We start from the raw sequence: 26,629 nt of genomic DNA, 5'->3' as shown, positions 1-26,629 counted from the left end.
GCCCATCTGCCACAGTTCGCCAATGGCATCTTTGAGTCGGGTCGGGATGTCCTCACGCCGCATGGCCTGCCGCTGGAGCGTTTTGATCCTGTCGCGCCATTCCTTGCCCGGATTCTCGCTGCCGCCCCCATAGACGCACCGCCGGAATATCTCTGAGTCCTTGAATCCGTCGAAGTCGTCCAGAAGGTCGCTTATGGCCTCCCGGACGGCTTCCGTGGTGTCTGATGCGCTCTGTGCCCGTATAGGTGACAGGGCAACAAGGAGCACGATAGCAAGGCAGAGTGCAAGAAAACGCATCAATCTCACCTGTGTAAATTAGAGTGCGGCCCCGAACGCCATCACAGTTTCGTCGCTATCACGCCCAGAGACGGCCTTACCCGTCGCCGCTTCAATCATGTCGAGCAACAGGATGGCCCGTTGCCGGATGAAATCGTCAAAGGCGTTTTGACGAAGCTCTTCGACCGGGATGGCATGGGAGCGGAGGCAGGCGTCCAGCGTTTCCGCCGGGACTCCCTTTTTTTCTTCAATACGCTTCAGGTAGAGGCTTGGCGCGTCACCACTGAGGTATTGATTGGTTGTGGTAGAAAGAGGTGTTTTATTGATGACACTATTCCATTTTTCGCGCGGGAGATTCTTTGCCGTACACCATGCTTTGGGAAAAACGTGATGAATATCAACCGGCGTCACGAAGTAGGCGTTGATGGCTATGGGCGTAGCGGAAATAAAATCTTTGCCGCCGCGCTGCATCAGCAAAATGGACAGCCCCTTGTAAGCTGCGGAAATACGGGTCTGTAACGAGAGCAAACGGCGAGGCGCGAAGCTGGCGTCTTTGACGGTGCGGGGAGTGTCTCCGCCGTTCACCCAGTCTACGACATCGGGAAGGTCTTGACTGAACCGCGTTTCATTGGCACCGCCGTACAATTCCCCGAAAACCCCGCACCAGTACCAGCGGAGGACTTTTTCCTTGATGGAGGCGTTATCGATCTGGTTCGAGAGCGCCGCGCAAATGCAGGACAAGGGGATGAGCTGAGTCGCGTAGGGAAGGAAGCGGGGATCAAAGATTTTTTCTTCGGCAAGAAGTTGGGCGGCTTTTTTAAAGCCATACTCCATCTCGTCCGCAAGTCTCTGGTAATCGGCGACGACCAACTCGAGGACATCCTTACGTTTGCAGGTAACTGCGGAGGACTCGGACTGGGCTTTCCGGAAACTCGCGTACAATGTGAGCGCTGTGAGGAACGCCGTGCCGTCAGCCACTTTCAAAAGGCTATGTCGTTCGCGCATCCGTTCTGAGCGTGCCTTCCAGTCTTCCGGCAAGTTGAAATGGCTGGCGGCAAAGGTTGCCGTCACGAGTTCGAATACCGTCAGGGTGACGCCACCTGTGTTGACTTTTTCAAAGACCTTGCAAACGGCTTCACGAGTGGTGTCGATTCCCAGTTCTATGGCAGGCACCTTGAACTGCTGAAAAGAACTCAGCACGTCGTCTTCAAAATCCATCAGGAAGGAGTCTTCCTGCTCGCCGTGGTACCTGCGGTATCCCTTCCGCCATTCTTTTGATTTCACAGGGTCGAAAATGATCGATGCGGGAAACATCTTCTTTTCGTACTGCTGCTCAAGGGTGGAAAGATCCAAGTCGATTTTACGCCCAAAATCGCTGAGAATTTTGAACGTGTCCGGAAGAGAGAGAATGGCTTCTTCCCGATCTGCGCGGGGATCAAGGCATTTCTTCATATCCAAAAAGTAGACGCGGTGAACCACATCATCCTTGTCCGTTTTTGTTTTAACGGGTTTGCCGCTGTACAGAGCGAGATACATGGATGTGAGGCGTTGTTGCCCGTCGAGAACGAGTTTTTTGGGGGCAGGCGCGGGGGACAGCTCGACTCCTTCAAACAAGCGCGTTTGGAACGGGACGCCTCCGGCCTCTAGGAACATGACGGCACCGATGGGGAAGGAGAGTGAGACGCTGGCAATCAGTTCGAGGATATGTCGGTCATCCCACACCCACTCGCGCTGGAAGTCGGGAAGCTGGATGATTCCGCTGTGGATGTCGGCAAGGACGTCTTTCAAGTTGGGTTCGGCGGTGCGGAAGGACATGGCGGCTCCGGTTTCGTGAAATATGATTGGTCCTCTGCATGAAATTCTCGGCATTGTATTATCAGAAAGTTGTTATAGCCTCAACAACCTTATGGAGTCTGTAGGAAAGGATACCCAAACTGGAAGGAGATTTTGGACGTCCCGCAACGGCTGGAAGAAGCTGGAGCAGGACGCCAAAGAAGCGCGGCGGGGCCTGTGGTCCCGAAAGAACCGGACCCCGCCGTGGAAGTGGCGGCAGAAGCGGAAAGGAAGAAAGCCCCCGGATGTTTTGATCTGAGAGCCTTGTTTTACTGGTTGGGCGGTGTCAGGCCGGGCGCGGGTTTCACCACATCTATGAGTTCCTGCGGGACGTCTTCCAACATGCGGTAGGGGAGAGTCACTTTCGAAGTGGGAATTCCCATGCGCTTGCCGATGGCCCTTGAGAGAGCGGCCTCATCCGTCTCACCCGCAGATGTCTGAAAATCTTTGCGCATCTCGCCCCAGAGCTGCTGCATCTCAAGTTCCTGATCGGAAAAGGGCGTTTCGGCAGCCCGCACTCCATTCCATGTCCAGTTTTCTTTGCCTGAAATGCCCTTGCCGTCGGGTACGTAATCCGCAACCGCAAGCTGGCAGGCTGCGCCATCGACATCCGGAAGGGAGTCCAGCACAACGCTGATCGAGGTCGCGCCAGTATCCTTGGCGTAATACTTTGCCGCGGCGATGGCGGTGGCCGCGAGTTGTTCTCGTGATGCAGAGGAAACCGAGGCCAAGATGAGCGTCCCGTCCTTGTCCCGCGCAGCCGGGGTAATGCGGATAAAGAGTTTAAGCCTGTTGATGGTCTTTTTCTGATCCCAGCCCGAACTGTATACGACATAGGGAACTGGCGTCGCCCGCGAAATATCCCATTTTTCACCGGAAGGCTGAGGAGCCTCCTGAACACTGGCAAGAGGGTTGAGCTGCATCCACGGATGCTTTTTCTTGGCCTTTTCCATACAGGCCAAAACGTAGGGCGTCGAATTTTCTCGTGTAACCGGTTTTTGAGCTGACTCGGCGAACTCTTTCATGCAAGCCGCCACCTCTTCCGAAGCGCGCCTGAGCTCTCCTTTCTTCAACGCGGTCAAGGTGCTGGCGTCGGTACTGGCCTTGATGTAGTCGGCAGACGAGGCGAGCATGTTTGCATCTGTGCTCATGGCCCAGCCGATGACCGTCTCATCACGCAGAGTCCCCCCCTCGTCCCAGTTTTTTGCAAACGCGGGAACGCTGATGAACAGGGCCATCAACAATGCCATCATTCGAATCATCTTTTCCCCCTCATTGATACGGCCCTACACACCACAGTCGGTAGCACCACTCGCAGATCTGTCCGAGGTGGCATGTTGAGGATTGTCCCGGCGAGTCTCGGTGGGCGTCACCACGGCGCTCACTGACCCGGCCAAGCGTTTGTTTTCTTCATGCAACGCGATGATTTTGTCTTTAGAGGCTAGGAGTTCGTTTTTGGCCTCAAGAAGTTCTCTAAGTTGTGCATTTTCGCGTTCAAGCTGGATCATTTGGTCTTCTGTGGCTAGCCGCTGTTCGGGTGCAGCCGCGATATGAGAAGGCTCGCTACTGGTAGAGCCGTCCTTGAGCATAGGTTCATCACCCATGTAAAGCCATTCACGTCGAATATTTGGAAAAAGTTCAATAATTTTAGGAAGATGTTCCCATATATTTTTTTGGCTCTTTTCATTGAGCCACTGATTAAACTTAGATGGAGATTCCCCCAAATATTCAGCTATTCTGTATAGAGGGATGCCTTGCGTAGTAGAAATGTATCTAATTCTTTCAAATAATTTCATATTTTTAAAAAACCAAAAAAATTGAAAACAGATTGACATATTCAATTTTTTTGAATATAAAACAAGAAAACTTAATACCAACACCAAACACCAACACCAAACTATCAGGAAGTGAGTATGACTACAATGGTAGATCGGGTCGCGTCCTTAAAGGCTTGGATGGACGAACATAATGTGACTATCCGTTATGTCGCTGAACAGCTTGGGGTGAGCATGACTCTGACTCGCAGGTATCTCGTACTTTGCGAAACTATCCCGACACGTTGGCACCGCCAGCTTGTCCTGCTTGGAATCCCCCCGGAACTCTTGCCCCGCGCTGAGGATAAGAAGCGTGGCCCCTCCCGGAAGATTCCAGTTCTGAACCCGCACCCGGCAGTGTGTGCCTGATTTGAGTTTAACCCGGCATCCCGCCGGAATCACGCAAACGGAAAGGAGAGTTTGGCATGAAAGAAGACACTCCGAACATCGGGGCAGTCTGCCAGCGGCTTGCCAAGCACGCCCCGTCCGGGCTGTCGGCGGAACAGATCGCCTATCGGCTCGGGCGTCCGTACAACACGCTGATGTCCGAGCTTTCGCCCCTGCGGGACACGCACAAGTTCGACGTGAATCTGTTGATACCGCTCATGCGGCTGGCGGGCTCCACGGAGCCGCTGCACGAGATGGCCCGCGCCCTTGGCGGGGTGTACGTCGACTTCCTCCCGGTGTCGGACGCCGCGCATCCGGTACATGGCCAGTGTATGGCCTCGGTGAAGTCGTTCGGGGACATGATGGTCGGCACGGCGAAGGCGCTGGAGGACAACATCATCACCAGCGAGGAAAGAAGGGAACTCGCCCGGCTCGGCTACAGGGCCGTGGGCGACATTTTGGCCCTGCTGTTCCAGATCGACGAAGCGGAGGCTCGGGATCGGGGCAGGGCGTAAAAGAACGCCCCCGGAGTTGCAGGAACAACGCCGAGGGCAAACATCCAGAATGAGGGGAACTCAAATGGATAGACAAGAAATCTACACGGGTAAGGCAAGGCTTGTCAATCGCGGCAACGGTATTGTCCTGCGCTGCGCGACGAAGGGTGAGCTTGCGGCGTTGCTGTCGCTGCTCAGGGCTCTTTTCCCGCATGGGGGACGCATGAAGGATCTCATGGGGAGGGCTGCGGCATGAGGTACGTTATCGGAGACAGCGCCCGCCTCGTGACTCCCTATCGCGGTTACTCGTGGGTGACGATCATCGGCTACGAAGGCGACGGGTATTGCGTGGAACTTACTTCCGGCCTCGAAATCGTCGTCCGGGAAGACGAGTTGGAGGACGTATGAGCCTGAAAATTCGTGAATGCGCCATCCCGAAGTACAAAAAGGACTGGCCCGGCAAGACCCTTTTGATGAAGGCAGCCTGTCCGACGACACGTATGTCTCCCTATGAATATGGCGAGAGGCTCCCCTCGCTGATTGAGGCCGGGGTATTGGTGAAGCTGGAGCGTTTCCTCTCCAAGTCGGAGGCCACTCTGAGCGGACACTCTGATTTGTATCAGTGGGCTGAGAAGGAAGGCCAGCGCGTCATCAAGATCAGCTGGCGCTGTCCGAGATGCGCCGTCTGCCATGAGGATTTCATCCCGGAGTCCTTCATCCGTCAGAAAAAGGCCATTTTCGTTGAAGTCACCGGAACCGGAGAGGAGGAAGCATGAGTGTCGTTGATCAACAGGTTAAAAAAGGCCTTTTCGCTGCGAAGCTGGCATTATCCAATACTCGGTATAACAAGGGATTTGGAGCCGTCTTGTTCGGTTTTGACGATAGCGACAATGCATGTCTTTACGCTTTCGGCGATGGGGATCTCCATCCTGAGGCAACGGGAAAGGTGCTCATTCAGGGAGCGATGGATCTTGTCGAAAAAATTGAGAAACAAAACAAGGTGAAGCAGGGAGCACACGATGGAGCGGCATGAGTTCGACGCGGCCTACGCCCGCATCTGCGAGGTCTGCGGCATGAAGACGCAGACGGAGCTTTCCGCGTATCTCGGTATCCGCCAGAGTTCCATCTCCGACGCCAAGCGGCGCGTGGCCGTCCCCGCAGCATGGCTGCTGACCCTTTTGACCCGCGAAGGCGTGAACCCTACGTGGATTCTGACGGGCGGAGGTTCCAAATTCTTGTTCCGGCCTCGTTGCCTCCGAGCGCGCCCACGCTGCTGCTGGCTCGTCTGGCAGGGCCGGAGCTGGAGCAGCGCATCCGGGCGGGGCTGATGAGCGCGACGGAATGTATCGCCGAGGAAATCCGGGCTCTCGCTGAGGGCAAGGAGGAGAAAGGGGAATGATCGACCTGCTCATTGAGTACCGCCACTGGCTTGCCGGGACGGTCATGGGCGTCGGCTTCGTCGGCCTGTTCATCCGGCAGGAGGTGGCCCGCAAGCGCCGCCTTCTCCGGATGGCGAGGGAATGCCGCCATGAGTCGGGACAGGAAGGATAGCCCCTCCGTCTCGCCGTCCGAATCCCCGGAGGCATGGCTTGAGTCCCATGCCTCCGAACTGGTGGACTGCGCGAGGATGTGTTGCCGGATGCTGGCCCGCCATTGCGGGACGCGGGAAAGCTGTTTTCGCGGCGGGCGGTGCCCGAAGGCTCCGCGAGGCGCAAGGCCCGTCCAGACCGAAAGGGCGTCCATGCCCATGTACTACGCAAACCCGGATTGTTGAGATGAAGCTGTTTCGCAAGGAAAAGAAGCCCGCAGGGGCGTACTGCTGCCCCATCTGCAAGAGGGGCTATCGGCACGCGGGCATGGCCGAACGCTGCACGCCGCGCTGACGGGCGAGGTGGCGGGGATATGGCCTCCGGGCCGTCCCGCCCACCTCGGCCATGTCGGGGACGTGATCCGCTCGGTGATCTGCGACGCGAGGGGCGAGGCCGTGGCCCGCGCCGTGCGGCCGGAGCTGCTGGACGGGATGCGCGACCTGGAGGAGAGGGTGGAAGCGCTCTATGGCGAGATCATCCCCGAAGGTGAAGCCGACTATGAGGAAGACGCCATCGAGGGCATCGTGCGCTTGAGCGATGCCGTCATCGGCCCGAAGCCCGAAGGCCGCAAGCCGTCGCTTTACCTCGTCAACGAGCGGTTTCTCGTCGTCGGGAGGGGCAGGGCGGACGTGCGCCGGGTCATGATGGGGTTCGGGCTCTCGAAGCCCCGCATCCAAGGCATCAGCCCCGGCGAGAAGTTCGAGGACGGGCGCACCGCCGAGGACATCATCAAGACAGCCGTGCGCGTCCCGGCGCTCATCGGACGCATGGAGGATTCATGAGCCGGAACCAGGCCGAAGAACTCGTAGCGGCTATCCGCCGCGCAATGATCCCGGATGACGGGTTGCCTCCCGGAGTCGGCGGGGACATCATCCGGGCCTTACGGACGGAACTGGAGCCGTTCATCCGGCTGGCGTCCGTCCCATACTGCGAGTACATGGACGAGAAGGCCGCCGCGATTTATTGCAGTACCCCTGTAGCAACCTTGCAACGTAAGCGCAGCGAAGGGAAAGGCCCGATATTCATTAAGGACGGAGCCAAAGTGCTGTATGCCCGCCGAGATTTGGACAAGTACATGGAAGCCAGAAAGGTCAGGACGTATGATGAATAGACTTGGCTGTTTTTTCAATGAGCTTCAAGGCATCCCATTTGGCGTCGTCGGTGAGTTTAGCGTACCGTTGCGTCGAGCGCAGGTTTGCATGTCCCACCAGCTTGCCGATGGTGTAAAGGGGGACATTCTGGCTGGCCAGCCACGAACAGAACGTATGGCGAAGCGTGTGGATCACCACTTTGAAGCGGGGATCGGTAACGCCGTCGTTCAGGCCAAGGATGTTTACGGCCTTGGTAAAGGTCTTGCTCAGAGAAGTGGGGTGAGGCGCAGCACCTTGGTTTGTCGTAAAAAAGAAGTCTCCATTTCGGGATGGGACGATGCTCTGCAACAGATTGGAAACCGTTTCGTCCATGAACGCCTCGCGCCTGCCCGTTTTCCCGTCGATGTAGATCAGATGGTGCTCAAAGTCCAAGTCTTGCCCGCGCATACGCAGAATTTCACCGACACGCATACCTGTGTGCAGAGAAATGACCGCAACACGATACACGCGGCAGGAAAGGATTTCGAGTACCCCGAGCAGGCGATCCGCTTCGACAGGCGTAAGAAAGCGTTGTCTCGCATTATCAACCGGGATTTGGCTTATTTTGGGAACCTGCCCCGAATACATACCCCATTCGATCATGCGTCTGAATACGTTGAGCATGTCCATCAAGATGGATTTGATGGTAGAAGGTGCAAGAGTACGCCCCAGAGTATAGCTTTTCCCCCTGTCAGTGCGGTGAATGGTTGTGGTTTTCATCAGCGTCGCCCTGAAGGTTTCAAGTTCAAGGCTCGTGATTTTGTGCAAAGGCGTATTGGCAAAAAAGGGCTCGATATGCATGGCGTAGTGGTATTTAAGTATCCGTTGACTGCCGCTCTTCAAGAATGGGAGGCGTTTTTCGCTGAAAATTTTCCACGCCTGACCGTACGTGAGGATCGGAGTTCTAGCTGTGTTCGGAAACATCTCTGGATGTCGAAACTGGCGAATGCGTTCAGCACGGAGTTCACTGGCAAGTACAGCGGTATAGCCCTCGCTCTTCCAGCCGACTTTTTCCCAGATCAGCTTGCCATCGGCCTTGTAGGTAAACTCGAAACAGGCATCAGGCTTTCCCTGATAGCGTCTCGTTGTGCTTGTGCGGACGTATACGCCGGTGTACTTAGTCTTCTCACGGATGGCCATTTGTGCTTACCTTTTGCTAACCCAAGATCAGAAATGCTAACTGAACAACTAACCAGACGCGCATATCGCAACAAAGCCTGTACAAATTGGAATGCTGTGATTGCAAGAGGTTGTATATTGCAGAAAGAGCTAGAAAAAGGCAATCAATCCTATGTTTGCAAAAAATCCTTTTGCATCCGTGTAGCTCCAGAACAAGGTGAGAGGGAAGGCTCGAAAAAACGGTCCTTTGGTGAGTGACTTTTTTCGTTTTATCCCATGCAAGGGAAGACGACAATACTGACCCCGCAAACAGTTATGACCGAAAAGAGGAGGGCACGGTGGATTCGGATAACTGAGAGTGGGAAAAACCGCAGCTGGCATGTAAGGTGAGCTCCAGCGATGATTCCTCTTGCCTGCGGGGGAAGAGACGCTTATTTAACACCTATGAATACAACCGAAACTCCACTTTTCAAGCTGCGGACCGAATACCTCCCCACAGGCGATCAGCCTGCGGCTATCGAGCAGCTCGCTTCCAACATCGAAGCGGGCGTCAGGGATCAGGTCCTGCTTGGTGTTACTGGATCGGGGAAGACCTTCACCGTGGCCAACGTCATCGCTCAGGTCAATCGGCCCGCGCTGGTGCTTGCCCCGAACAAGACCCTGGCAGCACAGCTTTACAATGAATTCCGCGCGTTGTTTCCGAAAAACGCCGTTGAATATTTCGTCAGCTACTACGACTATTATCAGCCGGAAGCCTATGTTCCCGCGTCCGATACGTATATTGAAAAGGACTCGGCCATCAATGACGATATCGACAAGCTCAGGCACGCGGCTACCCATGCCCTGCTGACGCGCCGGGATGTTATCATTGTCGCGTCCGTGTCCTGTATCTACGGCCTTGGCTCTCCGGAATACTATGCACGTTTGATCATTCCGGTCGAGGTCGGTCAGCGTGTCAGCATGGACGCTATCATCACCAAGCTTGTGGATGTTCAGTACCAACGCAATGATATGGATTTTCACCGGGGAACGTTCCGGGTTCGCGGCGACGTGCTGGAAGTGATTCCGGCGTATGAGCACGAACGCGCCTTGCGTCTGGAATTTTTCGGCGACGAAATTGAAGCCGTCCGGGAGATCGACCCGCTGACAGGTGAAATCTTGGGGAATATCGGGAAAACCGTTATCTATCCGGCAAGCCATTACGTGTCGGACAGGGATAACTTGGAACGGGCCATGTCCGACGTTCGGGACGAGCTTGGGGAGCGGCTGCGCCTGTTCCAGTCCCAGAACAAGCTGGTTGAGGCGCAGCGCCTGGAGCAGCGCACGCAGCTTGATTTGGAAATGATGCAGGAATTGGGCTACTGCACCGGCATCGAGAACTATTCCCGGCATCTGGATGGCCGCAAGGAGGGAGATCCTCCAGCCACCTTGCTCGACTATTTTCCGGATGACTTTGTGCTGTTCGCCGACGAATCCCATATCAGTATTCCGCAGGTCGGCGGCATGTTCAAGGGAGACCGTTCCCGGAAAACGACGCTGGTGGATTTCGGCTTCCGGCTTCCGTCCGCTTTGGATAACAGGCCGTTGGAATTTCATGAATTTTTGGAACGGCTGAACCAGGTAGTCTATGTTTCGGCAACGCCGGGCAAATGGGAACTGGAGCGTTCGCAGGGGATCGTGGCGGAACAGATCATCCGCCCGACAGGCTTGCTTGACCCCGAAGTCGAGGTCCGCCCCGTAAAGGGGCAGATCGATGATCTGCTTGGGGAATGCCGGGCCCGTGTGGAAAAGCATGAGCGCGTGCTGGTCACGACGCTGACCAAGCGCATGGCCGAGGACTTGACCGAATATCTGAATGCGATGGGCGTCGCGGCCCGCTATCTGCATTCGGACATCGACACGATGGAACGCATGGCCATCATCAAAGCCCTGCGGGCGGGTGAGTTCGATGTGCTGGTGGGCATCAATTTGCTGCGCGAAGGCCTGGATATTCCCGAAGTTTCCCTTGTCACTATCCTGGATGCGGATAAGGAAGGTTTTTTGCGGTCCACCGGATCGCTTATCCAGACGTTCGGACGGGCGGCACGTAATGCCGGCGGAAAGGTTTTGCTGTATGCGGACACGGTGACGGCGTCCATGAGTGCGGCTATGGGCGAAACGGCCCGTCGGCGCGCGAAGCAGCAGGACTGGAACGAAACGCACGGCATTACGCCGACGACCATCAGTAAGCCGCTTGCCACGCCTTTTGACTCCCTGTACACCTCCTCAAGTGAAGGAAAGGGAAAGCGGGGACGGGGCAAACAGGCTCAACAGCCTGCGGCGGCTTCCGCATCCGCGGACATCACGGCCCAGAACGTGGCCCGGTATTTGAAGCAGTTTGAGCGCGAGATGCGCGATGCCGCCCGGGATCTGGAATTCGAGAAGGCGGCTGCCTTGCGGGATCGCATCAAGCAGCTTCGGGAACAGTTTTTGATTGCTTAGCCTCGGCAGCGGGGCAACGAAGGATGACGCCATGAATCAAGGGACGCTGCAATCCCTTCTGGTCGAGGATGCAGATAAAAAACGTCTGGAAGAGCTCCGTGCGTTCGTGATTTACCATAATCATCGCTATCATACGCTGGATGCACCGGAAATCACCGACGACGAATACAATGCCGCCTTTCAGGAACTTCTGAGGCTGGAAGAGCGGCATCCCGAATGGAGATCGCCCGATTCTCCGACGAACAGGATCGGCGGACAGGTGTTGTCGTCGCTGGAAACCAAGGCCCATACGCGGCGGATGTACAGCCTGGACAACGTGTTCGATGCGGAGGAGTGGCAGGGCTTTCTCAAGCGCCTGGACAACGCCCAGGAAGGGCTTGAGCATGCTTTTTGGTGTGATCCGAAAATGGACGGCCTCGCCCTTGAGCTTGTGTATGAGAACGGGCGGTTTGTCGAAGCACTGACGCGTGGAGACGGCGAAGTCGGCGAACTCGTGACGGAGGCCATGCAGACGGTGCGCAACTTGCCCAAAGTGCTGCACGGCGATGCCCCTGAGCGTCTGGAAGTGCGGGGGGAAGTCATTTTCCGCAGAAGGGATTTCGCCTTGCTCAATGAGCGGCTGCGGAAGGAAAATCTCAAGACATTTGCCAATCCGCGCAATGCCGCGGCCGGCTCCATACGCCAGCTGGATACCTCGGTTACCGCGTCCCGTCCGTTGCGGTTTTTGGCGTATGGGTTTGGGGACGTCCGGTTCGGTGGGGTACAGCCGTGGAGTACGTATGAGGAGGTCATGGGACGGCTACGTGACTTTGGGTTCGAGACGCCGCCCGGAGGCCGCCTCTGCCGGGGTTCCGAAGAAGTGGAAGCTTATTACGCTTCGTTGAGTGAAAAACGGGAGTCGTTGGCGTACGAGATCGACGGCGTGGTCATGAAGCTCAATGACCTTGAGGCACAAGAGGCGCTGGGTTATACGGCGCGGGCCCCACGGTTTGCCGTTGCGTGGAAGTTTCCGGCGCAGCAGGCGACAACCCTGTTGCTGGATATTACCGTTCAAGTGGGGAGGACGGGGGTTCTGACCCCGGTGGCCGAATTGGAGCCGGTGAACGTCGGCGGTGTGCTTGTCAGTCGGGCAACCCTCCACAATGAGGATGAAATCCGCAATCGGGACGTCAGAATAGGCGATCGTGTGGTGGTCCAGCGCGCCGGGGATGTCATCCCCGAAGTGGTGCGGGCCGTACTTTCGGAACGTGCCCCGGATTCGCAGCCTTTCGTTTTCCCCCATGTATGCCCGTCCTGCGGTCAGGCCGCGTCCCGTCTGGAAGGGGAAGTGGCTTGGCGATGCGTGAATGTTTCCTGTCCCGCCATGATCCGGCAATCGTTGGCGCATTTCGTGTCCAAGGCCGGACTCGACATCGAAGGGCTCGGCCAGCGCTGGATCGAACTGCTTGTCGCTTCGGGACGGGTCAAAACGCCTGCCGATCTCTTTACGCTCAGGGTTGACGAGCTCTTGCATTATGAACGGATGGGTGTAAAACTCGCCACCAAGTTTGTGGATTCGTTGGATCGCGCTAAAAAAGAAGCGACGTTGCAGCGTCTTCTTTGCGCGCTCGGCATCCGGCATGTGGGGGAGCAGACGGCGAAAACATTGGCGGCGACGTACGCTGACATGGACGTGCTGAGAGCGGCGAGCCCTGAAGAATTGCAGAATTTGCCAGACATCGGCCCGGAAGTGGCAAGTTCCATCAAGGCGTTTTTTGACGATGAGCCCAACGTGGCTTTGTTGGCGCGGTTGCGGGAGCTTGGGCTGTGGCCTGTGCGTCAGGAGGCGACGGTGGCCTCCGTGCCTGTGGGACCGCTCGCCGGGCAGAAGATCCTCTTCACCGGATCGTTGTCCATTCCCCGCTCAAAGGCGCAGCATATGGCGGAAAACGCAGGTGCGGAAATCGTGGGCAGCGTTTCCCGCAAGCTGAATCTGCTGGTCGTTGGGGATGAACCGGGTTCCAAACGCGAAAAGGCCCAGGCATTAGGCATCCGCATCGTAGACGAAGCCGGCTTTCTGGCTCTGTTGCAGGCGGACAATGAGGTGACGGCGTCTTCTTCCGAAAACGCGCACAGGATTTTGAATAAGGAAAGAGGGTGGGGAAAATGAGTCTTTCTATTATCGTGATGGGCGCTTCCGGGCGCATGGGTACGACCATTGCCAATCTTGCGAAAGAGCAGGGCATGACGCTTGCGGCCGTACTGGAACGTCCGGAAAGGCTGGACGCGCTGGCCCATTGGGGATGCCTCGCCGGAACGGATCCCGAAGTCGTGTACCCGCAGGTTCCGGGGGCCGTCGTGATCGATTTTACGGCACCGGAAGCGAGCCTTGCCAATGCCCGGTGCGCCGTCAAGAACGGCAACCCTATCGTCATCGGGACGACGGGCTTCACCCCGGAGCAAAAGGCGGAGCTGGATGCAATCGCCCAAAACGGACGGGTGTTTTGGTCCCCGAACATGAGCGTCGGTGTCAATGTCCTTTTGGAACTGTTGCCCGAACTCGTGCAGATGCTCGGCCCGGATTATGACCTGGAAATGGTCGAGCTGCATCACAACCGCAAGAAGGATTCCCCCAGCGGCACGGCGTTGCGCCTCGCCGAGTCTTTGGCTTCGGCCAGGGATTGGGACCTCAAGGATGTTGCCTGCTACCACCGCGAAGGCATCATCGGAGAGCGCCCCAAGAAGGAAATCGGCGTTCAGGCCATCCGCGGCGGTGATGTGGTCGGCGTGCATACCGTCTATTTCATGGGCCCCGGAGAGCGCATTGAGGTGACGCACCACGCGCACTCGCGGGAAAACTTCGCTCAGGGCGCGCTGCGTGCCGCGAGCTGGTTGCCAGGGCAGCCGAGCGGCAAGGTATATGCCATGGGCGATATCTTGAAGTCGAGGTTGAAATAATGTCGAGCATCCCTGCCAAGGATTGGAAATCGGTCTGGGAACTGCTGACCTCCGGTATCCGCGATTATGTTCGGAAGAACGGTTTCACGGATGTCGTTCTCGGCCTTTCCGGGGGCATGGATTCCGCACTTGTCGCGGCGCTTGCCGTCGACGCGCTGGGCAAGGATCACGTGCACGGGGTGATGATGCCGTCCCCGTGGTCGAGTGAGGGAAGCATTACCGATTCCGAGGTACTGGCCGCCAATCTGGGGATGGAAACGTTCACGGTTCCGATTTCGCCGATGATGGAAGCCTTTGAAAAAGCGCTTGCCCCTGCCTTTGCCGGAAGGGAACGGGATGTCACTGAAGAGAACATCCAGTCCCGCATCCGCGGCGTGGTCATGATGTCGTTTTCCAACAAATTCCACTGGATGCTTTTGGCTACGGGGAACAAGTCCGAAGTGGCCGCCGGGTATTGTACGATGTATGGGGATACCTGCGGCGGTCTGGCACCCATTGCCGACTTGTACAAGACGGAAGTGTACCAGCTCGCGCAATGGTTCAATGAGCGCGAAGGGATGTGCGCCATTCCTCAGAACATCTTCGATAAGGCGCCGTCGGCGGAGTTGCGCCCGGGCCAGAAGGATCAGGATTCTTTGCCCGAGTACGATGTGCTGGATTCGATCCTTCATGCGTTGATTGAAGAATCGAAGCGGGCTGAGGATATTGATCTGCCCGGCGTCACGCCTGAAGACGTCAATCGTGTGCAAGCCCTTATGCGCAGGAGTGCCTTCAAGCGCCTTCAACTCCCCCCGCTGCTGCCTGTCGGTAACCATGCCTTCGGCGTGCACGTCCATATGTAACGCATAGATCGTTGATGCAAAAAAAGCCTCTCGAAATCCGGGAGGCTTTTTTTGATCTTATGATCCCAAAAACGGGATGCTCAAGCGCCCTTTTTGGCTTTCGCCGCTTGGCGCAGCCAAGAGTACCATTTTTCGAGCCCTTCGCCCGTGCGGCAAGAAACCTCAAAGAGGGCCAGATCCGCATTGAGGTGGCGGGCATGGCGGGCGGCAACCTCTACATCGAAATCTACATAGGGCAGGAGATCGATCTTGTTGAGGACCATCGCACTGGCACGGTTGAAAAGGAGAGGGTATTTTTCAGGCTTGTCGTCGCCTTCGGTCACGCTGAGCAGGGCGATCTTGGCGTCTTCGCCGCAATCGAATTCGACGGGGCAAACGAGGTTCCCTACGTTTTCGATGAACAGGATATCGATCTCGTTCAGATCGAAAGCACCTAGAGCTTCCATGACAAGGTTGCTGTCGAGGTGGCAGCCGCCGTCCGTATTGATCTGCACGGCCTTGGCTCCGGTGGAGGCGACGCGGCGTGCGTCGTTGTCCGTCTGGAGGTCGCCTTCAATGACGGCCATGCGAAATTCGGAAGCCAGATCCGTAAGCGTACGCTCCAGCAGAGACGTCTTGCCCGCACCGGGAGAGCTTATGAGATTCAGGGCAAGGATGCCGTGTTTGGCGAACTGCTCTTTCAGGCTTGCCGCCAGCTTTCCGTTGGCTTCAAGAACATTACGAATAACAGGTATTTCCACAATAAGCTCCTTTATTCCGCCTCGATATGCTGGACGTACAGCTCGCGGCCCGTTTCCATTGAATGCCCGTATTGCTCGCCGCAGGCTGGACACGGCGCAAAGAAATGCTCTCCCTTGACGGCCGGGAAAGTATGTCCGCATTGGGAACACTTGAGAGTGATGGGAACCTCTTCGGTTTCCAGCACAGCGCCTTCGAAGTCGGTTCCCGCCGTAAGCGCCTCAAAGGCAAAGGAAAGGGCTTCCGGGACGATGTTGGAGAGTGCTCCATATCGTACCCGTACCAGCAGCAGACGATGGACGTCATGCTTTTCCATCTCTTCGCGGACAATGGATAACAGGCTTGTAACGACAGACATTTCGTGCATGGCAGAACTTCTCTGGTTGATTCCCGGGACAAGGCTCGGCAGTTTTTGGACAGAGGCACAGGGAAGAAGTGTAGGCGAAAAAGAGTGGTGAGTCCAGCTGGACGGATGAGAAGGGGAGACTTGCTTGACCGTTGTTCCTGGCGGGCGTAGGTCACATGAAACGCCGTCGGGTGGTATCCTTTTGAGGAGGGCATGATGCAAAAGATCGACGCGCATTCGCATGTGGGCTATTTCGGCGGGTGGGCCGACGTAGGGTATACGGACGAGCAGATGGTCGCCGAGATGGATCGGTACGGTATCGAAAAGTCCGTTGTGAGCTATATGGACAATACGGTGGTGGAGCAGGCTGTGAAACGTTTCCCCGATCGCTTTGTGGGGATTACGTGGGCCAATCCCTACGAAGGGGACAAGGCTGTCGAAACGGTCGTCCGCGAAGTCCGGGAGCACGGTTTTCAGGGGATTAAGCTGCATCCTCTTCTCAATGCCTTTACCGCTAATGACGCCGTGGTGCATCCTCTGATGGAAGTTGCGCAACAGATGGATTTGCCTGTATTCATCCATTCGGGGCATCCACCTTTTTCCCTTCCCCACAGCATCATTCAGCTTGCGGAAGATTTTCCAACAGTACGGATCGTGATGGTGCACATGGGACATGGAAACGGCATCTACATTCAGGCCGCCATTGATCTTTCCAAGAAACACGACAACGTGTACCTCGAAACGTCGGGTATGCCCATGCACACCAAAATCCGCGAGGCCTACAATACGGTCGGCAGCGAACGGGTTTTCTGGGGGAGCGACGCGCCGTTCCATCATTACCGGGTGGAAATGCTGCGGACGGAAGTCTGTGGATTGCCGGAGAGCGCTCTTGAGAATATTTTTTACCGCAATATCAAGCGGTTTTTAGCACTCTAGTCAGAGCTACAAAGAAGAAAAGCCCCGCATGGCGGGGCTTTTTGTCATCTGGAAGAGAAGATAAGCAGGAGCGCCAATGCGGTGAAGATGCAGGCTGTGATCCGATTGAGGATGATCTGCCCCCTGATGGAAGCGTTGAACCATTCGGCAAGCCTGCCGCCAAGGAATGAAACACCTCCGAAGACGACCAGCGTAGCGAGCTGGAAGAGGAGGCCAAGGGTGACGATCTGAAGCGGGACATTCCCGAGTTCCGGCTTGGCAAACTGTGGGAGGAAGGCGAGAAAGAAAAGCGTGACCTTGGGATTGGTAATGTTCATGACCACACCCCGCCGGTACAGGGCCCAGTATCCGGGAAAGGTACTTTGCTCCAGCCATGCCCTGGAGGCACCGCTACGGAAAGAAAGCCATGCCAGATACAGCAGGTAGGCCGCCCCTGCACATTTCAGGACTGTAAAGGCCGTCTCGGATGTTTGAAACAGTGCCGCAACGCCGAGGGCAACGGCTGCCGTATGCCCGAAGAGCCCGGTCATCAGCCCTAACGTGGTCACGATACCGGCCCGAAAGCCATACAGGGCGGACTGGGTTAAAACAAAAATGTTATCGGGTCCGGGGGCCAGCCCCATCACTATGGCGGTAACAAAAAACGCTCCGAGGGTTTCGAGAGGCAGCATGTTCACATTCCCTATGGCATTGATGTGTATGACAGGCCGTATCTCTAATGCCTCGAAGCGGAAAAAGCAAATCCCAAACGAGCGGATCAGCCGAGCTCCATATGCCGATGCTCCACGGAAACAGTATAGTCTTGCCGCTTGAGTGCCCGCATGAGTGCCTCAGTCATCGCCACGGAACGGTGTTTCCCCCCCGTACATCCTAAGGCGATTGTGATGCGGTAGCGCCCCTCAGCATCGTAAAGGGGCAGAAGAAAAGATAAAAAATCAATAAGCCGTTTTTTGAATTCTTTACCCGAAGGTTCACTGAAAACATACTCGGCTATGGCGCTCTCTTTTCCCGTCTGTGGGCGCAGCTCTTCAACGAAGTAGGGATTGGGGAGAAAACGGAGATCAAAGACGAGATCCGCCTCGCGGGGGACGCCGTATTTGAACCCGAAGGAAATGAGATTGACCTTGATGCTACGAAGCCGCTCGTGGGTACTGTTCCATTTGCGCTGAATGATCCGCCGCAAGTCATGGATGGAAAAGGAAGATGTGTCGATGACCTTATCGGCGATTTCCCGGACGGGGGCAAGGCGTTCCATTTCTTCGCGTACGGCTTGTTCCAAACCGACACCCTCCCGTTCAAGCGGATGGGGACGGCGGGTTGTGGCATAGCGCCGCATGATGACGGACGGATCCGCCTCCAGATAAAGGATCTTTGTGCGGAATCCCATGCCGGACAGCCGATGCAGCGCCTGATCAAGTTCGCCCATGAACTCGCTGCGCCGCTGATCGAAACCGAGAGCTATGCCATGAGACGGCTCAACGGAGGAGCTCTGCAGAAGGCGCACCATTTCGGGCATGAGTTCCGGAGGCACCCCGTCCGCGGTGAACAGGCGCATGTCCTCGAAGACATGGAGCACAGTACTTTTGCCCGCGCCGGAGAGGCCGGTGATGATGAAAATCGGCTTATCCGCATTCGGTTTTGGAGATTCAGAAGCGGAGTCCGTCGACTTTTCCGCGGCATGTTCAGGAAGGAGAGGCTGATCCGTCATGGTATTTTCCGTAGTAACAGGAAGCCCGTCCGGTGGAGACTCCCCGGACGGGCTTGTTGAAATCGCTTTGTGTACCGGCACAAGCCCTAGAAGATGGGATCTATCAGTCCAAGGTTACCGTTCTTACGCCGATAGATGACATTGATGCGATCATTTTCCGAATTCAGGAACGTGAGGAATTCAAAGTCATTTGCATCAAGCTGCATGGCCGCCTCGTCGGGGCTCATGGGCTTGGGAGAAAAATGGTCTCGCCCGGTAATCGTTCGTTCTCCATCTTCTTCCGTCACTTCAAACGTATACACATCGATATCGTTAGCGCGTCCCTTACGATGGATTTCCTTGTTACGGGAAACGAACTTCTTGACCTGAGCTTCCAGCTTATCAAGAACGAGGTCGATGGAGGCGTACATATCTTCCGAGACTTCGCTGGCGGCGATGTTGATGCCGTCACCGGTAAGCTGAACTTCCACGCGCTGGCGGAACTTATCGACCGCCATATTCACCTGCGCATCAAGAGCGGGGTTCTTGCCGAAGAATCTTCCCAGCTTCTCCATACGGCGGCGGGCATACTTACGCAAATGTTCAGACGGCTCGAAATTCTTGAAAGTAAAGGAAATGTGCATGAAGCCTCCTTTGGCTGATAACCGGTCCGCACAGCGAATACCGAGATATCCGCAACGGACATTGCTTTGTCAGGCATGGCTTCTTTACAACAACCTTTTAGGGGTCCTGTCAAGGGCTCTCAAACGGCCTCGAACGGCTAAAAATGGGCCTTTCTCCTGGACGATGACGGAATATCCATTGCCATCCGGTACTTGGCTACCGTTCTTCGGGCTATATTCACTTTCAAGTGTTCCTTGAGAATTTCGCCGATGCGTTCATCGGAGAGAGGGTTTTTAGGATCTTCCTCGCTGATGCACTTTTTGATGAGCGCCTTGACGCTCTCCGAACCCACCTGGCTTCCGTCATCCAGCTCCAGCGCGCTGTTGAAAAAGAATTTGAGTTCGTACACGCCGAAGGGTGTTGCCACATATTTGTTGGTCGTGATGCGGCTGACCGTGGATTCGTGCATGTTGATATCATCGGCGATGTCTTTCAGGATAAGCGGTTTGAACTTGCTGATCCCTTCCTCAAAAAAGCCGCGCTGGTGTTTTACAATACTTTCGACGACTTTGTACAATGTCCGCTGCCGCTGGTGCAGGCTTTTGATAAGCCACGCCGCAGAACGGATTTTTTCGTTGAAGTATTCTTTTTCCTTGCTTGACGCGTTTTCCGATGCGTTATCATACACAGGGCTCAAGTGCAGATTCGGCAGGCCGTCCTCATTGAGGACAATGAGGAATTCCCCGTCCACCTTGTAAACAAAGACGTCAGGGCTGACAAAAGTGGACACGCCTTCGCCAAAACTCGCTCCGGGCATGGGATCAAGGGACTGGATGATATCCAAATATTCCTTGAGTTCATCCATATCCAGCCGGAATTTGCGGAGCAGGGGCTTGTATCTGTGGGCTTCCAGATCTTCAAGGTGATCACGCACGAGATCAACAAGCACCTGATCCCTGTCATATCCCAATGCTTTTATCTGGATGAGGAGACATTCTTGCGGGGTTCGGGCTGCAACACCCACCGGATCGAATAGCTGGATGGCCTTAAGGACCGTCGCCACCTCTTCGGCAGTGGGCCATGCTTTATCTTTCGCTTCGGCGGTCGAAGCCCCGTCAGCAAAATCCGCCCGCGCCATCTCTGCCATTTCCTCAAGAGATGCTTGGAGGTAGCCGGAAGAAGAGAGATTTCCGATAATGATTTCACCGAGTTCTTTTTGGTCATCGGAGAGAGAGGAAAGGCGGAGCTGCCACATGAGGTGGCTTTCAAGAGTGGGGCTGGAGGCATATCTGGCCTCCAGAGAACTCATTTCTTCGGGGAGCTCATAGTCTCTGGGCTGGACTTGCTGCGGGGTACTGGCGAATTCTCCGAGATAGTCTTCCCAGTCTTCGGAGCGGGCCACTTCCCGATCGTATGTAGGCTCATCTCGCGGGGATTCGGGACGGACTTCTGCGGGCGGCTCGTTGGATGGCTCATCCTGAATTTCTTCGAGGAACGGGTTTTCCAGCAGCTCGCGCTGGACCGTTTCCACAAGCTCCAAGCGGGATAGCTGCAATAGGCGGATAGCCTGCTGCAATTGTGGTGTCATCACCAGCTGTTGTGAAAGTTTAAGCTGCTGTCTGAGTTCCAATGCCATGCAAATATCCCGTTGTCATAAGAGTCTGTCCAACCCGCAGGTACACCTTGTGAGAGGAGGGGAACCGACGGTAACCGTCAGGCGAAGATCAACCGGGCATCTTTATGCCTTACATGCAGGGATTATGCCACATGCTTAGGGATGTTGCAAGAACAGGGACGCTTTTTTTCTCTGTTCTTTTCTCGGAGATGTTTATTGGATGAAAAAGAAATGAGAAAAAGACTGGTTATCTTATTCAACTCACAAAAAAAGATCGGTACCGGAGCACACGATCTTTTTTTATAATCACAGAGAATGACGGAATATGGTGTCTCAGAGCGAGAAACCTTCTCCAAGATATACGCTCCGGGCCTGTTCGTTATTGACGATGGTTTCCGGTGTCCCGGAAAGAACGACCTGCCCCTGCACCATGAGGTAGGCCCGATCGCAAATCGTCAGTGTTTCACGGACATTGTGGTCAGAGATGAGAACTCCGATCCCGCGATCACGCAAGGCGCGCACCAAACCTTGGATATCACCCACCGCAAGAGGGTCGATGCCAGCAAACGGTTCGTCGAGAAGGACGAATTTCGGTTCCCGGATAAGCGCACGGGCGATTTCCAGACGCCGGCGTTCTCCTCCGGACAGGTGCATGGCGTGGGATTTTTCCAGTCGGGTGAGACCGAAATCTTCAAGCAATACATCCGCCCTTTCTTTCTGCTCCTTACGGGAAAGGCCCGTATGCTCCAGAATAATCTGAAGATTTTGACGTACCGTAAGTTTTCTGAAGACGGAACTCTCCTGCGGGAGGTAGGAAATGCCCACACGTGCGCGCTCATGGAGCGGCCACGTGCCAATATCCTGCTCTTCAAGGAGAACCCGCCCGGAAGACGGTTTGATGATTCCGGTCAGCATATAGAACGAAGTGGTTTTACCCGCCCCGTTCGGGCCGAGCAGACCGACGATTTCCCCTTGGTTCACTTCGGGGGAAACACCGCGTACGACCTCGCGTTGGCCGTACCATTTGCGCAAGTCAACGCCGGACAATCGGGCCATCAGCGGTTCCCCCGGATCGGGCTGGAGTTTTTAGAACCGGAAAAGACAGCTTCGACGCGTTTCTTGGACCCGCCCATGACTTCGCTGCGGTTTTCTTCCGTAAAGTACTTGATGGTTTCCCCGGTAACGGTGTTTTCGCCATCAGTCAGGCGAGGATCGCCTTCCATGAGAAGAACGCCGTCATCCATCGTATAGGTTGCCTTCGCGCAAGTTCCGTTGCGGTTTTCACTTTTCATACGCACATTCCGTTCGGCAACGATGCGATCAACGTCACCGGCTGCCATTCCGGCAGGCATACCGCCTTTTTCGCCTTCTTTCTTCTGAGCGTCGCCTTTGGGTGGCTTCAAGTAAACCGTGATCCTATCGGCCCATATTTCAATGTCGGGACGTACCACATGGACGTTTTTATCAAAGATGACGAGTTGCTTTTCAGCAAGATAGGTCAATTGATCGGATGTGATCCGCGTTTCAACATTCTTGGCGGGTTTTGGGGGCGTCACCGGAGCCGCCCACAACGGGGCGGAGCAGAGCAGGCTTAAACTCAGTGTGGCTATACCTAAAAAAAGTTTTTCATGATGTTTTCCTAGCTGTAAACCGTTGGAGCTATAACGGGCTTATTTCCTTGCAGGCTGAGGCGATTCTTGCTGGGGATTGGCTTGCGGTTCACGTGGAGAAGGTGCGGCATTGGCGTTTGGGGCGTCGGGGCGGGGCTTGAGTACGACCAGCACGCCTCCCGAACCATGCATTTCGTTGGCAGCAAGATCCCAGGTAAAAAAGGCAGCCGTCCCGGATGCCGTGGGGCTTTCAAGCGCAGCGCCCTCGGGGAAGGTCATGAGGCGTTTGTTGGCGTCGTAATTCATGCGCGAACTGGTGATGACGTCATCATAGCGAGTGATGACGACATCATCCCAGAGCGTGAGAAAACGCTGGTTGTCGGTGATTCTCCCCAGCTGGGCCTGCACGTCAAGAACATCGTCGTCGGGGTTGCTTGCGGAGCCTTCGCCAAGCGCATAACGGACGACGGGTTTGTCCACATCGATCGTATCGCCGTTCTGGGACATATGGGCCCAGCTTGCTTTGAGACGCCACAGCTCCAAGCCTTTATTTCCTTGGAACAGATTGATCCCCTTGATGGCCAACCCAGCCACTTCCTCAAGCGGATTTCCGGATTGCGTGGCGTTGCCTTGAAGCTTCGCCCCGTCAAGGGACTTGATGCCGCCCTTGTTGGCGACATCAAGCAATCTGCCGATCAGCGTTGTTTCTCCGCCACGTTTCGCGACGTACCAACCTCCGGCGAGAAGCGCCACCAGCGCGGTAATAAGCAGGATTCGTGAACATTTCATTCCAAGCGCATCCAGTGCTCAAGCAGAGCTTCCCGTTTCCCTTGGCAAGTCAGCAGCAAGTCGACAAATTCCCGGACGGCGCCGCATCCGCCTTCTTTTTGCGTCACGAACTTCGCCAGTTTTTTGACGTCCGGCATGGCATTCGCGACGGCAGCGGGCAGCCCCACGCGAGACATCGGTGCGAGATCGACCCAATCATCTCCAAGGTAGGCGATTTCCTGCCACTCAAGGGACATCCGTTTGCGCATCCCATCCAGAATAGTACATTTGTTGTCGGCCCCGCCATGATACTCGGTCACGCCGAGGACTTCCAGCCGTCTCACGACGCAGGGCACATCCATGCCCGACAGGACGGCGACTTCAATCCCCGCCGTTTTGGCGAGCCGGATGCCGATGCCGTCGAGGACATGGAACCGCTTCATGGCCAGCCCATTGGCGTCATAATAGAGGCCGCCGTCCGTCATGACGCCGTCCACATCCAGGACGAGAAGCCGGATGTGCTTGGCGAGGCTTTCGATCGATTCTCGCCGGGGAGTGGGAGAGTGGCCGGATATCCCGGTCCCATCGGAATAAAGAGTATTACAAGTCATAAGGAATGTTCCATATGGCTGAAAGTTGCTTCAAGAGCGCCGGAAGCTTGGCTAGGGGCCAGCTGTTGGGGCCGTCGCACAGGGCCTTGTCGGGATCCGGGTGGCATTCCATGAAAATGCCGTCCACTCCCGCCCCTGCCGCGGCACGGGCCAGTGTGGGCACGTGATGCCGTTCACCGCCGGAGCAGCTGCCTTGCCCTCCGGGAAGCTGAACGGAATGCGTCGCGTCGAAGATCACCGGGACGCCCAATGCCCGCATGATAGGTATGGAACGGAAATCGACCACGAGGTTATTGTATCCGAAAGAGGAGCCCCGTTCCGTCAGAAGGACGCGGTCATTGCCAGCCGCGACCAGTTTATCGCGTACGGGGCCCATATCCCACGGAGCCACAAACTGGCCTTTCTTGACGTTGACGACGCGGCCCGTCCGCGCCGCCGCCAAGAGCAGGTCCGTCTGGCGGCATAAAAAAGCGGGAATCTGAAGGATATCCGCCACCTCACCTACAGGTCCGGCCTGTTCGGGCAGATGGATGTCCGTCACAACGGGCAACCCCGTTTCCTCTTTAATCCGAGCCAGCCACTCCATGCCTTTGACCAGGCCCGGACCGCGGAAACCTTTCCCTGAGGTCCTGTTGGCCTTATCCCACGAACTCTTGAAGACGGCAAACAATCCGGCTTCCCTGCTGGCTTCGGCTACGGCATGCGCCGTGTCCAGCGCCAATTCGAAACTTTCCAGGGCACAGGGGCCCGCAAAAATAAAGTGGTCCTTCCGAAGCTGACCATAGAGTTCGTCTGATGTCATCATGGGCATTCCTTAGCGTTGAGAAGGAGTTCTCGCTTGGAGACAACCTTGCGGTCATTCCGGTTTTGTCGCCGGAATGACCGCAAAGGAATAAGCATTAGGGAAGGGAAGTCTACTTCTTGCGAGCCAGGCAAGACGCACGGATGAAGTCTTTGAACAACGGATGGGGCTTCATCGGGCGGGACTGGAATTCGGGATGGAACTGGCAGCCCAAGAACCACGGGTGATCGGGGATTTCAACGATTTCCACCAGCGTGCCATCGGGGGACTGGCCGCTGAAAACCATGCCCATATCCGCAAGACGTTCGCGGTAGGCATTGTTGAATTCGTAGCGGTGGCGGTGGCGTTCGTTGATATTGGCCGTTTTGTAGGCTTCGAAAGCGTGCGTCCCTTCCGAAATGGCGCAGGGATACGCGCCGAGGCGCATGGTCCCGCCCTTGTCGCTTTCCGCATCGCGGCGCTCCACGGCCTTTTTGCGGAAATCGTACCATTCGGTCATCAGGTAGATGAGCTTGTCCTTGGCGAACGGGTTGAATTCTTCGGAGTTGGCTTCCTCGATGCCGACGACGTGGCGGGCGAATTCGATGACCGCGCACTGCATACCGAGGCAGATCCCGAAGAAGGGCACATTGTTTTCACGGGCATACCGGATGGATTCGATTTTCCCTTCAACGCCGCGGTACCCGAAGCCGCCGGGAACGAGGATGCCGTCAGCGCCTTTGAACGTCTCTGCGACGTTTTCGGCGGTCACCTCTTCGGAATTCACATAGCGCAGATCCACGGCGACCCTGTTGGCGATGCCGCCATGCACCAAAGCTTCGTGAAGGCTCTTGTAGGCTTCCTTCAGTTCGACATACTTGCCGACGATGGCTATGGTGACCCGGCCCTGCGGATTCTTGACGTTGTGGACCAGCTCTTCCCACGGCTCAAGCTTGGCGTTGCGGGCGGGCAGGCGCAGCATGATGGCGACCTTTTGATCCAACCCTTCCTCATAGAGTTTCAAGGGCAATTCGTAGATGTTGCTCACATCCACGGCGGAAAACACGGCATCCTTGTCCACATTGCAGAACAGGGCGATTTTGGCGCGGAGGTCGGCGGGGACGGGCTCTTCGCAGCGGCAGAGGATGATGTCGGGCTGGATGCCGATCGAACGGAGTTCCTTGACGCTGTGTTGCGTGGGCTTGGTCTTGTGTTCTCCGGCGGAACGGAGATAGGGCACGAGCGTCAGATGGATGTACAGGCAATTGTCGCGGCCCAGTTCGGAGCGGAGCTGGCGGATGGCTTCAAGGAAGGGGAGGCCCTCGATGTCGCCCACCGTGCCACCGATTTCGATGATGGCGACGTCGGGAGCAGGGTTTTCGGGCTCATCCTTGGCGAGGCTGAGGATGGCGCTTTTGATTTCATCGGTGATGTGGGGGATCACCTGCACCGTTCCGCCGAGGTAGTCGCCGTGGCGCTCCTTGGTGATGACCTTATAATAGATGGAACCCGAGGTCGTGTTGTTTTTCTGGGAGAGGGCCGTATTGAGATAGCGTTCGTAGTGCCCCAAATCGAGGTCCGTCTCCGCCCCATCATCCGTAACGTACACTTCACCGTGCTGATAGGGGTTCATGGTTCCGGGGTCCACGTTGATATAGGGATCAAGTTTTTGGATGGTCACGGTCAGCCCACGCGTTTTCAACAGCGCGCCGATGGAAGCCGCCGAAAGCCCTTTGCCGAGAGAGGAAAGGACGCCACCAGTGATGAAGATAAACTTGGTCTTCATGAAAAACCTCGAGTTATGATTTTCCCGCCGTGACGGAGGGGATACAGTGTACGAAACTCGCTCTGAAACAGGATACATCAGAAAAGGAGAGAACGCGAACACAAAAAGCCCGCCTGAGCGGGTCGACATGCGGCTGGTTCTGTAACAAAAACAACGCCTTTGATTGGGAAATGGTGGGGACGCTCCGTCTGTTCCAAAACCGTAATTCCTCTGCTCCTCAGCAGG

At 56.0% G+C, this 26,629-nt stretch carries 32 protein-coding genes; 15 read left to right on the top strand and 17 right to left on the bottom strand.

Going from position 1 to position 26,629, the window contains the following annotated elements; all coding sequences use genetic code 11:
• The 4 genes from HMPREF0178_RS21865 to HMPREF0178_RS01960 form a co-directional block, all read right to left on the bottom strand.
• On the bottom strand, positions 1–297 hold a 297-nt coding region (locus HMPREF0178_RS21865), incomplete at its 3' end, for a hypothetical protein (protein WP_009378595.1).
• 18 nt (positions 298–315) lie between these two features.
• Positions 316–2,091 carry a DUF262 domain-containing protein gene (locus HMPREF0178_RS01970; protein ID WP_009378594.1) on the bottom strand — a complete coding sequence of 592 codons (1,776 nt, stop codon included), beginning with the start codon at positions 2,089–2,091 and terminating at the stop codon, positions 316–318.
• A gap of 287 nt (positions 2,092–2,378) precedes the next feature.
• Entirely contained in the window at positions 2,379–3,362 is a 984-nt protein-coding gene (locus tag HMPREF0178_RS01965; RefSeq protein WP_039958470.1) for a DUF4875 domain-containing protein, read from the bottom strand.
• Positions 3,363–3,395: 33 nt separating this feature from the next.
• Positions 3,396–3,944 (bottom strand): hypothetical protein, encoded by a 549-nt coding sequence (locus HMPREF0178_RS01960; RefSeq protein WP_039958468.1) that lies wholly within the window; start codon positions 3,942–3,944, stop codon positions 3,396–3,398.
• Positions 3,945–4,348: 404 nt separating this feature from the next.
• Here HMPREF0178_RS01960 and HMPREF0178_RS01950 point away from each other — a divergent pair, with 404 nt between their 5' ends.
• The 10 genes from HMPREF0178_RS01950 to HMPREF0178_RS01915 all read left to right on the top strand — a co-directional run bounded on the left by HMPREF0178_RS01950 (position 4,349) and on the right by HMPREF0178_RS01915 (position 7,504).
• A complete protein-coding gene (locus tag HMPREF0178_RS01950; RefSeq protein WP_009378591.1) occupies positions 4,349–4,825 on the top strand; it encodes a phage regulatory CII family protein in 477 nt (158 codons plus the stop codon).
• Positions 4,826–4,889: 64 nt separating this feature from the next.
• Positions 4,890–5,060 carry a hypothetical protein gene (locus HMPREF0178_RS21860; protein ID WP_009378590.1) on the top strand — a complete coding sequence of 57 codons (171 nt, stop codon included), beginning with the start codon at positions 4,890–4,892 and terminating at the stop codon, positions 5,058–5,060.
• Positions 5,057–5,212 (top strand): hypothetical protein, encoded by a 156-nt coding sequence (locus tag HMPREF0178_RS01940; protein WP_005026973.1) that lies wholly within the window; start codon positions 5,057–5,059, stop codon positions 5,210–5,212. The genes HMPREF0178_RS21860 and HMPREF0178_RS01940 overlap by 4 nt, the downstream gene beginning before the upstream one ends.
• Positions 5,209–5,580 (top strand): hypothetical protein, encoded by a 372-nt coding sequence (locus tag HMPREF0178_RS01935; protein WP_009378589.1) that lies wholly within the window; start codon positions 5,209–5,211, stop codon positions 5,578–5,580. Before HMPREF0178_RS01940 ends, HMPREF0178_RS01935 begins: the two co-directional genes overlap by 4 nt.
• Complete coding sequence (locus tag HMPREF0178_RS01930) at positions 5,577–5,837, top strand: hypothetical protein (protein WP_009378588.1); 261 nt, start codon at positions 5,577–5,579, stop codon at positions 5,835–5,837. The genes HMPREF0178_RS01935 and HMPREF0178_RS01930 overlap by 4 nt, the downstream gene beginning before the upstream one ends.
• Positions 5,824–6,132 (top strand): helix-turn-helix domain-containing protein, encoded by a 309-nt coding sequence (locus HMPREF0178_RS01925; RefSeq protein ID WP_009378587.1) that lies wholly within the window; start codon positions 5,824–5,826, stop codon positions 6,130–6,132. The genes HMPREF0178_RS01930 and HMPREF0178_RS01925 overlap by 14 nt, the downstream gene beginning before the upstream one ends.
• A 67-nt stretch (positions 6,133–6,199) precedes the next feature.
• The gene (locus tag HMPREF0178_RS21855) at positions 6,200–6,355 is read left to right on the top strand and encodes a hypothetical protein (protein WP_009378586.1); all 156 of its coding nucleotides are present in this window, start codon (positions 6,200–6,202) and stop codon (positions 6,353–6,355) included.
• On the top strand, positions 6,333–6,578 hold the full coding sequence (locus tag HMPREF0178_RS20795) for a hypothetical protein (protein WP_009378585.1): 246 nt from the start codon (positions 6,333–6,335) through the stop codon (positions 6,576–6,578). The genes HMPREF0178_RS21855 and HMPREF0178_RS20795 overlap by 23 nt, the downstream gene beginning before the upstream one ends.
• A 117-nt stretch (positions 6,579–6,695) precedes the next feature.
• Positions 6,696–7,175 (top strand): hypothetical protein, encoded by a 480-nt coding sequence (locus HMPREF0178_RS01920; RefSeq protein WP_157134861.1) that lies wholly within the window; start codon positions 6,696–6,698, stop codon positions 7,173–7,175.
• Positions 7,172–7,504: a DNA-binding protein gene (locus HMPREF0178_RS01915; protein ID WP_009378582.1), complete on the top strand. Its 333-nt coding sequence runs from the start codon at positions 7,172–7,174 to the stop codon at positions 7,502–7,504. Before HMPREF0178_RS01920 ends, HMPREF0178_RS01915 begins: the two co-directional genes overlap by 4 nt.
• On the opposite strand, the gene HMPREF0178_RS01910 is transcribed toward HMPREF0178_RS01915, so the two are convergent.
• Positions 7,485–8,663, bottom strand: a complete 1,179-nt coding sequence (locus HMPREF0178_RS01910; RefSeq protein WP_009378581.1) for a site-specific integrase — start codon at positions 8,661–8,663, stop codon at positions 7,485–7,487. The genes HMPREF0178_RS01915 and HMPREF0178_RS01910 overlap by 20 nt on opposite strands.
• A 423-nt stretch (positions 8,664–9,086) precedes the next feature.
• Here HMPREF0178_RS01910 and uvrB point away from each other — a divergent pair, with 423 nt between their 5' ends.
• The 4 genes from uvrB to nadE are packed head-to-tail and all read left to right on the top strand — an operon-like array spanning position 9,087 to position 14,902.
• On the top strand, positions 9,087–11,123 hold the full coding sequence (uvrB, locus tag HMPREF0178_RS01905; RefSeq protein WP_039958466.1) for an excinuclease ABC subunit UvrB: 2,037 nt from the start codon (positions 9,087–9,089) through the stop codon (positions 11,121–11,123).
• Positions 11,124–11,154: 31 nt separating this feature from the next.
• The gene (ligA, locus tag HMPREF0178_RS01900; protein WP_009378579.1) at positions 11,155–13,272 is read left to right on the top strand and encodes an NAD-dependent DNA ligase LigA; all 2,118 of its coding nucleotides are present in this window, start codon (positions 11,155–11,157) and stop codon (positions 13,270–13,272) included.
• The gene (dapB, locus tag HMPREF0178_RS01895) at positions 13,269–14,060 is read left to right on the top strand and encodes a 4-hydroxy-tetrahydrodipicolinate reductase (protein WP_009378578.1); all 792 of its coding nucleotides are present in this window, start codon (positions 13,269–13,271) and stop codon (positions 14,058–14,060) included. The genes ligA and dapB overlap by 4 nt, the downstream gene beginning before the upstream one ends.
• Positions 14,060–14,902 (top strand): NAD(+) synthase, encoded by an 843-nt coding sequence (gene nadE / locus HMPREF0178_RS01890; protein ID WP_009378577.1) that lies wholly within the window; start codon positions 14,060–14,062, stop codon positions 14,900–14,902. The genes dapB and nadE overlap by 1 nt, the downstream gene beginning before the upstream one ends.
• Before the next feature lie 80 nt (positions 14,903–14,982).
• On the opposite strand, the gene hypB is transcribed toward nadE, so the two are convergent.
• Together hypB and HMPREF0178_RS01880 are read right to left on the bottom strand one after the other, a co-directional pair.
• Positions 14,983–15,642 (bottom strand): hydrogenase nickel incorporation protein HypB, encoded by a 660-nt coding sequence (gene hypB, locus HMPREF0178_RS01885; RefSeq protein WP_009378576.1) that lies wholly within the window; start codon positions 15,640–15,642, stop codon positions 14,983–14,985.
• A gap of 11 nt (positions 15,643–15,653) precedes the next feature.
• The gene (locus tag HMPREF0178_RS01880) at positions 15,654–16,007 is read right to left on the bottom strand and encodes a hydrogenase maturation nickel metallochaperone HypA (RefSeq protein WP_009378575.1); all 354 of its coding nucleotides are present in this window, start codon (positions 16,005–16,007) and stop codon (positions 15,654–15,656) included.
• Positions 16,008–16,202: 195 nt separating this feature from the next.
• On the opposite strand from HMPREF0178_RS01880, the gene HMPREF0178_RS01875 reads away from it, so the two are divergent.
• Positions 16,203–16,922: an amidohydrolase family protein gene (locus HMPREF0178_RS01875; RefSeq protein ID WP_009378574.1), complete on the top strand. Its 720-nt coding sequence runs from the start codon at positions 16,203–16,205 to the stop codon at positions 16,920–16,922.
• A gap of 44 nt (positions 16,923–16,966) precedes the next feature.
• Here HMPREF0178_RS01875 and HMPREF0178_RS01870 read toward each other — a convergent pair whose 3' ends face one another.
• The 10 genes from HMPREF0178_RS01870 to HMPREF0178_RS01825 all read right to left on the bottom strand — a co-directional run bounded on the left by HMPREF0178_RS01870 (position 16,967) and on the right by HMPREF0178_RS01825 (position 26,404).
• Positions 16,967–17,593 (bottom strand): LysE family translocator, encoded by a 627-nt coding sequence (locus HMPREF0178_RS01870; protein WP_009378573.1) that lies wholly within the window; start codon positions 17,591–17,593, stop codon positions 16,967–16,969.
• A gap of 86 nt (positions 17,594–17,679) precedes the next feature.
• Complete coding sequence (rapZ, locus tag HMPREF0178_RS01865; RefSeq protein WP_009378571.1) at positions 17,680–18,630, bottom strand: RNase adapter RapZ; 951 nt, start codon at positions 18,628–18,630, stop codon at positions 17,680–17,682.
• A gap of 86 nt (positions 18,631–18,716) precedes the next feature.
• On the bottom strand, positions 18,717–19,253 hold the full coding sequence (gene hpf, locus HMPREF0178_RS01860) for a ribosome hibernation-promoting factor, HPF/YfiA family (protein ID WP_005026779.1): 537 nt from the start codon (positions 19,251–19,253) through the stop codon (positions 18,717–18,719).
• 137 nt (positions 19,254–19,390) lie between these two features.
• The gene (gene rpoN, locus HMPREF0178_RS01855; RefSeq protein ID WP_009378569.1) at positions 19,391–20,869 is read right to left on the bottom strand and encodes an RNA polymerase factor sigma-54; all 1,479 of its coding nucleotides are present in this window, start codon (positions 20,867–20,869) and stop codon (positions 19,391–19,393) included.
• A 312-nt stretch (positions 20,870–21,181) separates the two neighbouring features.
• Positions 21,182–21,904 (bottom strand): LPS export ABC transporter ATP-binding protein, encoded by a 723-nt coding sequence (lptB, locus tag HMPREF0178_RS01850; RefSeq protein ID WP_009378567.1) that lies wholly within the window; start codon positions 21,902–21,904, stop codon positions 21,182–21,184.
• On the bottom strand, positions 21,904–22,404 hold the full coding sequence (locus HMPREF0178_RS01845; protein ID WP_009378565.1) for an LptA/OstA family protein: 501 nt from the start codon (positions 22,402–22,404) through the stop codon (positions 21,904–21,906). The genes lptB and HMPREF0178_RS01845 overlap by 1 nt, the downstream gene beginning before the upstream one ends.
• 114 nt (positions 22,405–22,518) lie before the next feature.
• On the bottom strand, positions 22,519–23,247 hold the full coding sequence (lptC, locus tag HMPREF0178_RS01840; RefSeq protein ID WP_009378563.1) for an LPS export ABC transporter periplasmic protein LptC: 729 nt from the start codon (positions 23,245–23,247) through the stop codon (positions 22,519–22,521).
• Positions 23,244–23,837 carry an HAD family hydrolase gene (locus tag HMPREF0178_RS01835; RefSeq protein ID WP_009378561.1) on the bottom strand — a complete coding sequence of 198 codons (594 nt, stop codon included), beginning with the start codon at positions 23,835–23,837 and terminating at the stop codon, positions 23,244–23,246. The genes lptC and HMPREF0178_RS01835 overlap by 4 nt, the downstream gene beginning before the upstream one ends.
• Positions 23,827–24,648: a 3-deoxy-8-phosphooctulonate synthase gene (kdsA, locus tag HMPREF0178_RS01830; protein WP_085962695.1), complete on the bottom strand. Its 822-nt coding sequence runs from the start codon at positions 24,646–24,648 to the stop codon at positions 23,827–23,829. Before kdsA ends, HMPREF0178_RS01835 begins: the two co-directional genes overlap by 11 nt.
• 103 nt (positions 24,649–24,751) lie before the next feature.
• Positions 24,752–26,404 (bottom strand): CTP synthase, encoded by a 1,653-nt coding sequence (locus HMPREF0178_RS01825; RefSeq protein WP_009378557.1) that lies wholly within the window; start codon positions 26,402–26,404, stop codon positions 24,752–24,754.
• Positions 26,405–26,629 lie beyond the last annotated feature (225 nt).

Source organism: Bilophila sp. 4_1_30, from assembly GCF_000224655.1.
In the GTDB taxonomy this organism is placed as follows: domain Bacteria; phylum Desulfobacterota; class Desulfovibrionia; order Desulfovibrionales; family Desulfovibrionaceae; genus Bilophila; species Bilophila wadsworthia.
This window is presented reverse-complemented; position numbering and strand designations above follow the sequence as displayed.